The sequence below is a fragment of the Streptococcus mitis genome (assembly GCF_000722755.1).
Taxonomy (GTDB): Bacteria; Bacillota; Bacilli; order Lactobacillales; family Streptococcaceae; genus Streptococcus; species Streptococcus mitis_CM.
Genome location: NZ_JPFY01000015.1, coordinates 174,646 through 187,695, shown reverse-complemented (window position 1 = coordinate 187,695; position 13,050 = coordinate 174,646). Strand labels below are relative to the sequence as shown.

13 protein-coding genes are annotated in these 13,050 nt (G+C 41.5%); all 13 read left to right on the top strand.

What is annotated here, in order from left to right; translation table 11 throughout:
• The first annotated feature begins 120 nt into the window (after positions 1-120).
• The 13 genes from SK578_RS09365 (at position 121) to rpsJ (ending at position 13,024) form a co-directional block, all read left to right on the top strand.
• Positions 121-1,380: a glycosyltransferase gene (locus SK578_RS09365; protein ID WP_042751753.1), complete on the top strand. Its 1,260-nt coding sequence runs from the start codon at positions 121-123 to the stop codon at positions 1,378-1,380.
• Between the two features lie 13 nt (positions 1,381-1,393).
• Complete coding sequence (locus SK578_RS09360; protein WP_042751752.1) at positions 1,394-2,374, top strand: NAD-dependent epimerase/dehydratase family protein; 981 nt, start codon at positions 1,394-1,396, stop codon at positions 2,372-2,374.
• On the top strand, positions 2,349-3,164 hold the full coding sequence (locus SK578_RS09355; RefSeq protein ID WP_042751751.1) for an MBL fold metallo-hydrolase: 816 nt from the start codon (positions 2,349-2,351) through the stop codon (positions 3,162-3,164). The genes SK578_RS09360 and SK578_RS09355 overlap by 26 nt, the downstream gene beginning before the upstream one ends.
• Positions 3,142-4,404 carry a F390 synthetase-related protein gene (locus SK578_RS09350; RefSeq protein WP_042751750.1) on the top strand — a complete coding sequence of 421 codons (1,263 nt, stop codon included), beginning with the start codon at positions 3,142-3,144 and terminating at the stop codon, positions 4,402-4,404. The genes SK578_RS09355 and SK578_RS09350 overlap by 23 nt, the downstream gene beginning before the upstream one ends.
• A gap of 14 nt (positions 4,405-4,418) precedes the next feature.
• Positions 4,419-5,363: a 3-oxoacyl-[acyl-carrier-protein] synthase III C-terminal domain-containing protein gene (locus tag SK578_RS09345; protein WP_042751749.1), complete on the top strand. Its 945-nt coding sequence runs from the start codon at positions 4,419-4,421 to the stop codon at positions 5,361-5,363.
• Positions 5,364-5,496: 133 nt separating this feature from the next.
• Positions 5,497-7,029: a cardiolipin synthase gene (cls, locus tag SK578_RS09340; protein WP_042751748.1), complete on the top strand. Its 1,533-nt coding sequence runs from the start codon at positions 5,497-5,499 to the stop codon at positions 7,027-7,029.
• Positions 7,030-7,283: 254 nt separating this feature from the next.
• Entirely contained in the window at positions 7,284-8,837 is a 1,554-nt protein-coding gene (locus SK578_RS09330) for a hypothetical protein (RefSeq protein ID WP_042751747.1), read from the top strand.
• 119 nt (positions 8,838-8,956) lie between these two features.
• A complete protein-coding gene (gene nrdD / locus SK578_RS09325; RefSeq protein ID WP_042751866.1) occupies positions 8,957-11,164 on the top strand; it encodes an anaerobic ribonucleoside-triphosphate reductase in 2,208 nt (735 codons plus the stop codon).
• Positions 11,165-11,175: 11 nt separating this feature from the next.
• Positions 11,176-11,316, top strand: a complete 141-nt coding sequence (locus SK578_RS11075) for a hypothetical protein (protein ID WP_000521618.1) — start codon at positions 11,176-11,178, stop codon at positions 11,314-11,316.
• A gap of 43 nt (positions 11,317-11,359) precedes the next feature.
• Positions 11,360-11,860, top strand: coding sequence for a GNAT family N-acetyltransferase (locus SK578_RS09315; RefSeq protein WP_042751746.1), 501 nt, complete (start codon positions 11,360-11,362; stop codon positions 11,858-11,860).
• 5 nt (positions 11,861-11,865) lie between these two features.
• The gene (gene nrdG, locus SK578_RS09310; RefSeq protein ID WP_042751745.1) at positions 11,866-12,462 is read left to right on the top strand and encodes an anaerobic ribonucleoside-triphosphate reductase activating protein; all 597 of its coding nucleotides are present in this window, start codon (positions 11,866-11,868) and stop codon (positions 12,460-12,462) included.
• Between the two features lie 26 nt (positions 12,463-12,488).
• On the top strand, positions 12,489-12,698 hold the full coding sequence (locus SK578_RS11070) for a hypothetical protein (RefSeq protein ID WP_185768924.1): 210 nt from the start codon (positions 12,489-12,491) through the stop codon (positions 12,696-12,698).
• A gap of 17 nt (positions 12,699-12,715) precedes the next feature.
• Positions 12,716-13,024 (top strand): 30S ribosomal protein S10, encoded by a 309-nt coding sequence (gene rpsJ / locus SK578_RS09305; protein WP_001284513.1) that lies wholly within the window; start codon positions 12,716-12,718, stop codon positions 13,022-13,024.
• Positions 13,025-13,050 lie beyond the last annotated feature (26 nt).

The window sequence follows — 13,050 nt, the reverse complement described above, 5'->3', positions numbered from 1 at the left end:
ACACATAAAGGAATGGGTCTCATACAAGATTCATTCCTTTTCCTTAAATATAAGTTCCACTTTTAGGAGTGGTACTCTTTTTGAGTAGTTCTTTTTAAAAAAATTTGTTATGCTAGATTTATGAAGAGAATCAAAATCGACGTGGTAGTACTCCCTTTAAGTGGACATCTCTTCCCAGCCCTGAATTTACTCGCACCTTTGTTGAAGGATCCTTTGTATGATATTCGATTATTCACAGGACCGCAACGAAAAGCTGTCGCAGAGGAGATGGGATTCCAGGTACTTCCTATTTTAGAAAATTTTGTAGATGAGTTTGAGCGTGTAGCCAACAATGAAGGGCAGCTGAATCTTATTTCTGCTTATCGGCAGTTGTCAGCTAGTCTGGATTTGATCAATGTAGTGTCAGACCAACTAATACAAGAATGGGAGAAAAATCGACCAGATATTGTTATTGCGGATTTTATAACCCTCTCTGGAGGACTAGTGGCGGAACAGTTGGGAATTCCTTGGATAACAACCATGGCGACACAGTTTGCCATTGAAACGACAGATGGACCGCCTTGTTTCTTTGGAGGAATGGGCAGTCCAAAGAATCCTTTTCAGTCTGCCCAGCAATGGCTAGGAAGAAAAGGGACTCGTTTAGGAAAACGAATCGTAACCTTTTTATTGAGAGAACGCTTGAAACGTTACGATTTTAAGCTCTACAATCAAAAAAATCAGGAAACCATTTATTCACCCTATTCCATCTTGGGAATTGGGATGAAAGAGTTGGAGCTGAAAAGTGGTTTTCCAGAGCACTACCTTTGGGTGGGGCCTTTTGGCTCTTCAATCGAGAGAGCAGAGAATTATCCTCTCGATTTGTCTCCCTATGCAAGTTATAAAAAAGTCCTCGTATCCTGTGGAACTCAGCTAGCGTGGGCTAAAGATAACCTCCTCTACCAGACCCAACAATTGGCAAAAGCCCATCCTGACTGTTACTTTTTTGTCACTCTGGGGTTTGGTGGACAAGACTTCCAATGTGAGGAGCTCATGGACAATGTTTCTGTAGTATCCTATCTTCCCTATAAGGAATACATTCCCCAGATGGACTATGTGATTCATCACGGAGGTGCGGGTATTTTTTACCAATGTATTATCTATGGCAAGCCTGCCTTAATTCTCCCTCATGACTATGATCAGTATGACTATGCGGTTCGCGGTCTAGAGGCAGGGATTGCCCTGACTGCTAAACGAGAGGACACGGAAGCGATTGGACGCGCTTTTGATGAGCTATTGGCTAGAGATGGCTGGTCAGACTTGAACAAACTCAGTCGTGTAGCTCAAGACTACCAGCCAACAGAAATCCTCAAGAATGAAATATATCGACTCTTGGGGGGATAAGGAGAAATAAAATATGAAGAAAGTATTGGTAACAGGTGCTACGGGTTTTCTAGGTAAGTATGTTGTTGAAGAGCTCAGTCAGCATGGCTACCAGGTACGAGCTTTTGGACGTAATCGCAAGATTGGTCAGTCTTTAGAGAACTCCTCTGTGGCATTTATCCAGGGAGATTTTACCAAGCAAGAGGATCTGACTCAGGCTTGTCAGGGTATGGACATGGTTGTGCATGCTGGAGCTCTTTCTACCGTCTGGGGACCTTGGGAAGATTTCTACCAGACAAATGTCTTAGGGACCAAGTATGTTCTGGATGCTTGTCGAGAGGATGGTATTCAGCGTTTGGTTTATGTGTCCTCGCCTAGCATATATGCTGCGCCTCGAGACCAGATAGCTATCAAAGAAAGCGATGCGCCTCAGGAAAATAATCTGAACAACTATATTCGTAGTAAACTAGCTTCGGAGAAGCTGTTTAAGGATTATCCCGATGTTCCGAGTATTATTTTACGACCTCGTGGGCTTTTTGGGATTGGGGATACCAGTATTTTACCTCGGGTTCTTGAACTCAGTCAGAAGATTGGTATTCCATTGATAGGGGATGGCCGTCAGCTGATGGACATGACCTGTGTGGAAAATGTCGCTCTGGCCATTCGCTTGGCTCTAGAGGCTCCTCAAGCTAGTGGCGAAGTCTATAATATTACCAACGGGGAACCAAGAGCCTTTAAGGATCTGATAGAAGAAACCTTGAGAGGGCTTGGCTATCCGATAACATACAGAAAAGTGCCGGCTCCTCTTCTTTCAGTTATTGCAAGTAGTTTAGAGTTTCTGTATAATATCTTGAAACTTAAAGGTGAGCCGGCTCTAACACGCTATACCTATTACTTGCTGAGGTATAGCCAGACGCTGGACATCAGCAAGGCGGAGCGAGACTTGGGCTATCGCCCTCAAATCAGTATTTCGGAAGGGATTGAACAATATGTCAAAGATTATAGAAAGCATTGATTATTTCCCAGCAGGATATTGCACGAGTTATACAGGTTTGCTATTTAAGGGAATCAAGAATAAAAAGATGACCTTTCCAGCCGGGGTTTTTCTTATCAAACATAGGGAGAAGGGATACCTCCTCTATGATACGGGCTACCATTACGATATTAAGACTCAGATTCGTTATGGTTTCTATCGTTTGGGAACACCTGTTCAAATGACGGAGAAGGACCAGATTTCATATTTGCTGAAAGCTAAGGGAATTAAACCAGAAGAAATTAATTATATCATCCTATCTCACCTGCATCCAGATCATTTGGGAGGGGCTAGCTTCTTCCCTCATGCAACTTTTATCTTGACTCAGGAAGTGTATGATGTTTACAAGAAACCGACACTGAAAGACTTGATTTTCAAGGAATTTTTGCCAGCTTCATTTGAAAAAAATCTAACCATTATCAGAGCTGACCAGCAAGATTCAACCTTTCCCTATCGTCCGACTAGTGATCTTTTTGGAGATGGAAGTATCCTAGTAGCTTCTGTTGATGGGCATGCAAGGGGGCAAGCTTGTCTGTACCTTCCAGACTTTAATCTCCTCATCGCAGCAGATCTCTGTTGGGGAATTGACCTTTTGCCTTACACCAAGCAGATGCTCCTGATTCCTTCCTTGGTTCAGGACAATAAGGCAGACTATATCAAGGGGACAGAGTTTTTGGAGGAAGTCTTGAGAGATGGTATTGAAGTAGTTGTTAGCCATGACCCTGTAGAAAGGATAGAACGTATCATATATGAAAAAAGGAACCTTTCTTAAAACCTTTGTCCAAACTCGCTGGCTTCACAACTTCAAATCTCGAGAAGCTGTAGAGAACTATCAGAAAAAGCAATTAGCTAATTATATGAACTTTTTAAAGCGAGAGTCGCCCTACTTTAAAAATGGGGTTCCTAGCGACTTTGACCATATGGACAAGGCTTTTATGATGGAGCATTTCAACGAGCTCAACACCCAAGGAGTAGATCGGGATGAAGCCTTGGCCTTGGCTATTGAAAGTGAAAAGACTCGTGATTTCACTGAACTCAAAGGCGATGTGGCAGTCGGACTGTCTTCAGGGACATCTGGACATCGGGGGCTTTTTATCACAACGGAGAAAGAGCGAAGTATGTGGGCAGCAGCTATCTTAGCTAAGATGTTACCCAAGGGCCAGCTTTTTGGACACCGAATCGCCTTTTTCCTGAGAGCTGATAATGAACTCTATCAGACCATCAATACGGCACTTATTCGTTTGGAGTATTTTGATATTTTTAAACCTACAGATGTCCATATTGAGCGGCTGAATACCTACCAGCCGACGATTGTTGTGGCACCAGCCTCTATGTTGATTGAATTGAGCAAGCGTCTCAAGGCTGGAGAGTTAGCTATCCACCCACAAAAAATCGTTTCGGTGGCAGAAATCTTGGAAGATAATGATAGGGAACTCATCGCAGAAGCCTTTTCTCTATCCATTATTGACCAAGTTTATCAGGCAACCGAAGGTTTCCTAGCTTGCACTTGCACAGCTGGCAATCTACATCTCAACGAAGACATTATCTTTGTGGAAAAGCAGTATCTGGATGACCGCCGTTTTTATCCAGTGATTACGGACTTTAAACGAAGTAGTCAGCCTGTTTATCGCTACCAGCTCAATGATATCTTGGTTGAGAATCCAAAGCCTTGTCCGTGTGGCTCCTGCTATACACGAATTGACAAGGTCGAAGGACGCTCTGACGACATCTTCTATTTCGATGGACTGGATGGGGGACAGGTGACCATCTATCCAGACTTTATCAGACGTTGCATCCTCTTTGTGGAGAATATAGGAGATTACCAAGTCAAACAATATTCTGAGAAGTTAGTGGAAGTTTGTCTAAACCAACGAGATGAGAGCATGGAGACAGCTATTTTAGTACAGTTTCAACTCCTGGCCCAGCAAAAGCAGTTTATAGTTCCCGAAATTCAATTTTCAGATTATCACTGGGATACTAGCCATAAACTCAAACGAATCCAACGTTTATGAAAGGATAAAAGACAATGACAGAAGTAAAAAGACATATAGAAATTGCAGGATATGGTGTTTGCCTTCCAAAGCATACCGTCCAATTCAAAGACCAGACGCGTTATCGTGTAGTTGAAAATGAAGAAACGCAGTTAGATTTAGCAGAGGTAGCAATTCAGAGAGCACTCGAATATGCAAACTTAGATATTAAAGATATCGATTGCCTTGTATCAGCTAGTGCAGTTGGTGTTCAGCCTATTCCTTGTACGGCTGCCTTGATTCATGAGCGCGTGGCAAAAGGACTCTCAATCCCAGCTATGGATATCAATACGACCTGTACTAGCTTTATTTCTGCTCTATCGACTATGTCCCACTTGATCGAGGCAGGCGAATACAATCGTGTCTTAATTGTGTCTAGTGAGGTTGGTAGTTTAGGGCTCAATCCTAAGCAAAAAGAAAGTTTTGAACTCTTTAGTGATGGGGCGGCAGCCTTTATTTTCCAAAAAAGCCATCAGGAAAAAGGGGTCATTGCTAGTCTCCAACGTACTTGGTCAGAAGGAGCACACGATACGGAGATTCGTGGAGGTCTGACTTCTTTTCAACCAAAAGAGTACTCTGAAGCGACTAAGACCAACTATATGTTTGATATGAAAGGTAAGAAAATTCTCCTCTTATCTGCTCGTAAAATTCCAGTCATGTTTGAAGAGTTTCAAGAAAAAACGCAGCTAGCATTGTCAGATGTGGACTATATTATTCCCCATCAAGCAAGTCGTGCCCTTCCTTTAGTTATGGAAAAACTAGGTGTTGCGGAGGAACAATATCTCAATCTTGTCACTGATTATGGAAATATGGTGTCAGTATCTGTACCGTTTGGCTTGGCTTATTCATTAGAACAAGGGCTTGTTAAGGAGGGAGATGTCATCTATCTTATGGGAACTGCAGCCGGTATGACGGTCAATATGTTGGCTCTCAAACTGTAATACGCATATGAGATCATAATGGTTGAAACTTTAGCAAGAGTAAATTGTTGCCATCTAGCTATGAACTGATGTATACTAGTGGAAACATCTATTAATTAGGTGGTTAGGGGGAAGGTTAAAAGAAAGGGGATGTATGAAATATAGAAAATTTCAATTATTGATGTCCAAGTATGGCTTTAGTCTTTCGATTATGCTACTTGAACTGTGTCTTGTTTTTGGTCTCTTTCTCTATTTAGGGCGCATGGCCCCTATTCTATGGGTAATTGTCTTAATTTTTATGAGTATGGCGACTATTGTCGCAATTGTCAATCGTTCAATGGCGCCTGAAAGTAAAGTAATGTGGTTAGTGGTAACTTTTGTTCCTGTCATCGGGCCCTTGCTCTATCTGATGTTTGGTGAAAGGCGATTGTCCAAAAAAGAAATCAAGCAGTTGGACAAACTTGGTTCCATGCATTTTCGGGAGGATAACAGTAAAGCTCTCCGCCAGAAATTGAAGGAAGATGATAAGGCGGCTTACGGAGTTATCAAATCTTTGCTAAGTATGGATAGCAATGCCGATGTCTATGATCGAACAGATTCACAATTCTTTTCTTCGGGTGAAAGCATGTGGGAACATATGTTGGAAGACCTCAAGAAAGCTGAGAAATTTATCTTTCTAGAGTACTATATTGTCGAAGAAGGTCTGATGTGGAATAGCATACTAGATATACTAGAGCAAAAGGCAGCTCAGGGTGTAGAGATCAAGATGCTCTATGATGATATCGGTTGTATGGCGACTTTACCTGGAGACTATACTGTTCAGCTTCGTAGTCGAGGAATTGAAGCCCATAAGTTTAACAAGGTGATTCCTCGTTTGACGGTGGCTTATAATAATCGAGACCATCGTAAAATCCTTGTTATAGATGGTCAGGTAGCCTATACAGGAGGTATTAACTTAGCTGATGAGTACATCAACCATGTAGAACGCTTTGGTTATTGGAAGGATAGTGGGATTCGCATAGATGGCCCTGGTGTCAAGGCTCTAACCCGTCTCTTTTTGATGACTTGGTACATCAATCGTGGGGAAATCAGTGATTTTGACCAGTATCACTTGGAAAACCAGCCTCGTTCTAGCCAAGGGCTCTGTATTCCCTATGGTAGTGGTCCCAAGCCCATCTTCCGTACTCAGGTAGGGAAAAAAGTCTATCAAAGTTTGATTAATCAGGCTACTGACTCAGTCTATATCACAACACCCTATTTGATTATTGACTATGATTTAACTGAGAGTATTAAAAACGCGGCCATGAGGGGTGTTGATGTTCGCATCGTGACTCCTTTCATTCCAGATAAAAAATTAATCCAACTCATTACAAGAGGGGCCTATCCGGATTTGTTGTCAGCAGGAGTAAGGATTTTTGAGTATAGTCCAGGCTTCATCCATAGTAAACAAATCTTAGTGGATAAGGACTTTGCTGTAGTTGGAACGATTAATTTAGATTATAGAAGTTTACTTCATCACTATGAAGATGCAGTTTTGCTATATAAAACGGCATCAATCACAGAGATTCAAAAAGATTTTCAGGAGATTTTTTCAGTATCTCAAGAAATTTTCCCTCATACGATAAAAAATAGCTGGTATCAGAAATTGATTAAGGAAATTGCCCAGTTATTCGCCCCTATCTTATAAGAAATCTAGGACTTAGGATACAACCCAGTCCTATTTTTCTTGCCTTTTACGAATAAGAAGATATAGGAGGAACGATGCTGACTCAGAAAGAATTGGATTATATCATGTCATTTAAACAGACGCATTTACACCGATTTCGGGAAATTGAAACCTTTGTGAAACTATGCAAAAAATCGCTCAAACAGCCATCGCAAGCTGACAATTTTAGGTCTTTTTGATATACTAAGACAGATAAATTGAATAGGAGAAACGATATGGCTGTATATGGCAGAATCGAAGAAGTATCCGAAACGATACAGAGTAATGAAATTGAAAATAGACTGGATAGGAACCTTGAATCTCATGTAGAAAAAGAAGAACAGGTAGCTTTCCCGTTTTTCAGACTCATCATTGGAAGTACGATTGCAACGGTTTTTTCTGTGGTGATACCTTTACTTTTAGATATGGTAGATCCCTCTCAGGCGCAGGATTTGTATATAGGGTGGGCTTTACATCAGGGAGGACAGCTTTACAGTAGCTATTATGCAAGTCAAGGTCTTCTTTATTACTTACTACTTTATATTACCCAAGGAGGCATCCTTTTTGCCTTGGTAGAATGGCTAGCCCTCTTAGGAGGAGGTTATTTCCTCTTTTCTTCAACCGACTATCTGACGGGACAAAGGGAACAAGCCAAACAACTCCTAACCATATTTTATATCTTGGTGTCTGGTCTTGGTTTTGGAGGAGGTTATGCTACTATCTTAGCTCTGCCATTCCTGTTTGCAGGATTTTCATTTATAGCAGCTTATCTATCAAATCCTAATCATGACAAGGGATTTCTACGTCTGGGGATCTTTTTGGGCCTATCATTTTTCATAGAGCCTCTTACAAGTCTTCTCTTTGCTGTAGTAGTAACGATTGGTTTATTTGTCTTTAATGTTGGGCATGGTCGTTTTGTCCATGGAGTTTATCAGTTTTTTGCAGCGGCACTTGGTTTTTCTCTCATCTTTTACCCAGTAGGCTACTATGTGCTTACTTCAGGTGGTTTTGGAGAAGCTATAGGAAGTCTTTTGTATCCGATTGATTCCCTTCAGGTCTTTACCAATCCTCAACTAATGGATAATGTTGTATTCTATGGTTTGTTGACCTTTGGTTTAGGAGCTCTCTTCCTTGTTTTTCTAGGATTGTTCCAATCAAAGGCATCAAGATTATATGTTATTTCAGTGCCTGCTAGTTTCACTTTCTTATTTGTATTAGCCTTGTTGCTTTTTTCTCAAGAACCTCTTCACGGTTCGCGTTTGATTCTAATCCTTCCGTCTTTACTCCTTCTTTTGATGACCAGTATTCGTGGGAAACACTCAGCTAGAGGAGATCGTCGTCGGAGAAGAGAGGAGGTTCCAACTTTATGGAAAAAATTCATGAAGGGAAATCTCTACCTACCTATCCTAGTGGTGGTTTATCTGATTGCAATTCCTTTTGTAGCTCGTTTTGTCTTGCATCCAGCTTCTTATAGAGAACAACATCAAGTGGTAGATAGAGTCAAACAAGAGACGAGTGATGGTGACCAAATCTATATTTGGGATTCACATGTTCAAATGTATAAAGAAAGCCAGCGTTTGGCTGGATCCATGTTCCCATCACCTCTTCTTTACACGAGTACAGAAGAGAATAAAACTAGTTTAATCAATGACTTGAAAGAAAACCAACCTAAGGTGATTGTGGTAAACGACAAGGTGGCTCTCTGGTCTGAGGCGGAGACACTCTTGAAAGAAAATTACCAACAAGTAAAGACTGATTACTCAGAGTTTAAAGTCTATAAAATTAAATAACCGAATCAATATCTTGTGTATTTTTAAAATTTTTAGGATTTTTACCACAAGATATTGATTTTTCTTTTTAGAGTGGTATAATACTTTTTAGAAAGAACATTTTAGAAAAGAGCATGCATATGATTGCACTAGAAGAAAAAATTACAATTTTGCCAACTCTCTTCGTTGAAAAACGAGATGGGAGACGTGTTGTATTTGATGTGGACAAGATTGACAAGGCTCTCCACAAGGCGGCTGACAAGGTTATGGATGTGACACCCTTGGTCGAAAAACGCCTCAATGCTCTGACCGAGCGAATTGTCACAGAAATTCATAGTCGCTTTCCAAAGGGGGTTAAGATTTACGAAATTCAAAATATCGTAGAACATGAATTGCTTGAAGCCAAAGAATATGCGCTGGCTGAGGAGTATATTACTTATCGGACACAAAGGGATTTTGAGCGCTCAAAAGCGACGGATATCAACTTTAGTATACATAAGCTTCTCAACAAAGACCAGGCAGTTGTTAATGAAAATGCAAATAAAGACAGCGATGTCTTTAATACCCAGCGTGATTTGACAGCGGGCATCGTTGGAAAATCAATCGGACTGCAAATGCTTCCTAAGCACGTAGCCAATGCCCACCAAAAAGGGGATATCCACTATCACGATTTGGACTACAGTCCTTATACACCTATGACCAACTGCTGTTTGATTGATTTCAAGGGGATGCTGGAAAATGGTTTTAAGATTGGAAATGCAGAGGTAGAAAGTCCTAAGTCTATCCAGACTGCTACAGCTCAGATTTCCCAAATCATCGCCAACGTGGCTTCTAGCCAGTACGGTGGTTGTTCAGCTGACCGTATCGATGAAGTCTTGGCTCCTTATGCAGAGAAGAATTATCAAAAACACCTTAAGGATGCGGAAGAGTGGGTTTTACCTGATAAACGAGAAGATTATGCATGGAAGAAAACTCAGAAAGATATCTACGATGCCATGCAATCTCTTGAGTATGAAATCAACACCCTCTTCACTTCAAATGGACAAACACCTTTTACTTCGTTAGGTTTTGGTCTAGGAACCAATCGTTTTGAGCGGGAAATTCAAAAAACTATCTTGACCATCCGAATCAAGGGGCTTGGTTCGGAGCATCGTACAGCCATCTTCCCTAAGCTCATCTTTACGCTTAAAAGAGGCCTTAACTTGGAAGAAGGGACTCCCAACTATGACATTAAGCAGTTGGCTCTAGAATGTGCAACTAAACGGATGTATCCAGACGTCTTGTCTTACGATAAGATTATCGAATTGACTGGTTCTTTCAAGGTTCCTATGGGTTGCCGTTCGTTCCTTCAAGGATGGAAGGATGAAAATGGTGTCGAGGTTAATTCAGGTCGCATGAATCTGGGTGTTGTGACGGTTAACCTACCTCGTATCGCTCTTGAGTCTGAAGGTGATATGAATAAGTTCTGGGAAATCTTCAACGAGCGAATGAACATTGCGGAAGATGCTCTGGTTTATCGTGTCGAACGGACCAAGGAAGCGACACCAGCCAATGCTCCTATCCTTTATCAATACGGTGCTTTTGGCCATCGTCTAGGTAAAGAAGAAAATGTTGACCAGCTCTTTAAGAATCGTCGTGCGACAGTTTCGCTGGGTTACATCGGTTTGTACGAAGTAGCGACAGTTTTCTTTGGAAATAGCTGGGAACACAATCTAGAAGCTAAGGAATTTACGCTGGATATCATTCGCGATATGAAACGCCGTGTAGAAGAGTGGTCTGACCAATATGGCTACCATTTCTCTATCTACTCAACACCATCTGAAAGTTTGACAGACCGTTTCTGCCGACTAGATACAGAGAAGTTTGGTTCTATTCCTGATATTACAGACAAGGAATACTACACTAACTCTTTCCACTACGATGTTCGTAAAAATCCAACACCATTTGAAAAATTAGACTTTGAGAAAGTCTATCCAGAAGCAGGTGCGTCAGGTGGTTTCATCCATTATTGTGAGTATCCAGTCCTTCAGCAAAATCCTAAGGCTCTGGAAGCTGTTTGGGATTATGCCTATGACCGTGTGGGCTATCTTGGGACCAATACTCCAATAGACCGTTGCTACAAGTGTGACTTTGAAGGGGATTTTGAACCAACTGAGAGGGGCTTTGCTTGTCCTAACTGTGGCAATAGCGACCCTAAAACAGTAGACGTTGTTAAACGGACTTGTGGCTATCTTGGCAATCCTCAAGCCAGACCGATGGTCAACGGCCGTCACAAGGAAATCGCTGCGCGTGTCAAACATATGAATGGTTCAACGATTAAAGTAGCTGGCCATCAAGTAACAAATTAGAAAGAAATGAAATGGGAAAATATCAATTAGACGATAAGGGGCGCGCACAAGTGACCCGTTATCACGAGAAACACTCTAAAGGTGGAGCTGGTAAGAAAGAACGTTTGCTCAACCTCAGAGAACAATTTTTAAACAAGAACAAGAAAAAATAAAAGTGAGAGTCAACTCTCGCTTTTCTCTTAGTGGGAGGTAAGAATGGAACTACGAAGACCAATATTAGCAGATAAAGTAACAGTTTTAGAGATGATGGCAGAGTTTGAAAAATATCAGTCGCCTCACGACGGTGGTTTCTGGGATACAGAGAACTTTGTGTATGAAGAATGGTTGGAAATAAATATGCAAAAAGAGATGGGGATAAACTTGCCTGAAAATCGTGTTCCTTCTATTCAATTTGTATCATTTGATGATGTAGGTCGTGCTCTAGGATTTTTGAATCTGCGATTGAGACTGAATGAGGGGTTATTGAATTATGCTGGCCACATTGGCTACTCCATTCGTCCATCAGAAAGAGGCAAAGGTTATGCTAAAGAGATTCTCCGTCAGGGCTTGCAAGTTGCTAAGGAAAAGAATATTAAACGAGCTTTAGTGACTTGTAGCACAGAAAATCCAGCAAGCCGAGCTGTTATCTTAGCTAATGGTGGGGAGTTGGAGGATGTTCGAAACGGAACGGAGCGCTATTGGATAGACTTGGAGTAGACAGCATGACATGGAATACACCAAAACCAGGCGAGTGGAAAAGTGAAGAACTCAGTCAGGGGCGTATCATTGACTATAAGGCTTTTAACTTTGTGGATGGAGAAGGCGTGCGTAACTCTCTCTATGTCGCAGGCTGTATGTTCCACTGCGAGGGGTGTTATAATGTAGCGACCTGGTCCTTCAATGCCGGAATTCCTTATACAGCAGAATTAGAAAAACAGATCATGGAAGATCTCGCTCAACCTTATGTTCAAGGATTGACCTTGCTGGGAGGGGAGCCTTTCCTCAATACGGGCATTCTCTTACCTCTCGTTAAACGCATCCGAAAGGAATTGCCAGAAAAAGACATCTGGTCCTGGACGGGCTACACTTGGGAAGAAATGATGTTGGAAACTCCAGATAAACTGGAACTCTTATCACTAATTGACATCCTTGTCGATGGACGGTATGACCGAACTAAGAGAAATCTCATGCTCCAGTTTCGAGGTTCTTCCAATCAACGAATTATCGATGTGCAAAAATCGCTCGAAAGTGGGCAAGTAGTGATTTGGGACAGACTCAATGACGGACAAGAAAGTTATGAACAGGTGAAGAGAGAGTAACTTTCTTCCATAAAATACTTAAATAAATGACCCGCCAAAAAAGAAAACATTTTCATGTTAAAAATTTTAAAAAACAGCAACAAATCCCTTGCAATCGCAGGGGCTTTGTGTTATTCTATTATGGTGCTGTAAATTACAGCTTTAGCTTTGATGCAAGAGGTTGCGACACGCTCGGTTGCATTGCCACGCAACACCGCGTCGGTTTTCTTGTGGAGCTAGCCTATTATCTTAAATAGACGAAAAGGAGAAAAAGATGGCAAACAAAAAAATCCGTATCCGTTTGAAAGCTTACGAACACCGTACGCTTGACACAGCGGCTGCAAAAATCGTAGAATCAGCTACTCGTACAGGTGCACAAGTTGCGGGTCCAATCCCACTTCCAACTGAACGTAGCCTCTACACAATCATTCGTGCGACTCACAAATACAAAGACTCTCGCGAACAATTTGAAATGCGTACACACAAACGTTTGATTGATATCGTTAACCCAACTCAAAAAACAGTTGATGCGTTGATGAAATTGGATCTTCCAAGTGGTGTAAACGTAGAAATCAAACTTTAATCTAAAGCTTGATACCTTGAGCATAA

Coding starts and splice junctions, on each gene's coding strand:
- SK578_RS09360 (WP_042751752.1), top strand. CDS start 1,394: ATGAAGAAAGTATTGGTAACAGGTGCTACGGGTTTTCTAGGTAAGTAT.
- nrdG (WP_042751745.1), top strand. CDS start 11,866: ATGACATGGAATACACCAAAACCAGGCGAGTGGAAAAGTGAAGAACTC.
- SK578_RS11070 (WP_185768924.1), top strand. CDS start 12,489: ATGACCCGCCAAAAAAGAAAACATTTTCATGTTAAAAATTTTAAAAAA.
- SK578_RS09355 (WP_042751751.1), top strand. CDS start 2,349: ATGTCAAAGATTATAGAAAGCATTGATTATTTCCCAGCAGGATATTGC.
- SK578_RS09365 (WP_042751753.1), top strand. CDS start 121: ATGAAGAGAATCAAAATCGACGTGGTAGTACTCCCTTTAAGTGGACAT.
- SK578_RS09345 (WP_042751749.1), top strand. CDS start 4,419: ATGACAGAAGTAAAAAGACATATAGAAATTGCAGGATATGGTGTTTGC.
- SK578_RS11075 (WP_000521618.1), top strand. CDS start 11,176: ATGGGAAAATATCAATTAGACGATAAGGGGCGCGCACAAGTGACCCGT.
- SK578_RS09315 (WP_042751746.1), top strand. CDS start 11,360: ATGGAACTACGAAGACCAATATTAGCAGATAAAGTAACAGTTTTAGAG.
- cls (WP_042751748.1), top strand. CDS start 5,497: ATGAAATATAGAAAATTTCAATTATTGATGTCCAAGTATGGCTTTAGT.
- SK578_RS09330 (WP_042751747.1), top strand. CDS start 7,284: ATGGCTGTATATGGCAGAATCGAAGAAGTATCCGAAACGATACAGAGT.
- rpsJ (WP_001284513.1), top strand. CDS start 12,716: ATGGCAAACAAAAAAATCCGTATCCGTTTGAAAGCTTACGAACACCGT.
- nrdD (WP_042751866.1), top strand. CDS start 8,957: ATGATTGCACTAGAAGAAAAAATTACAATTTTGCCAACTCTCTTCGTT.
- SK578_RS09350 (WP_042751750.1), top strand. CDS start 3,142: ATGAAAAAAGGAACCTTTCTTAAAACCTTTGTCCAAACTCGCTGGCTT.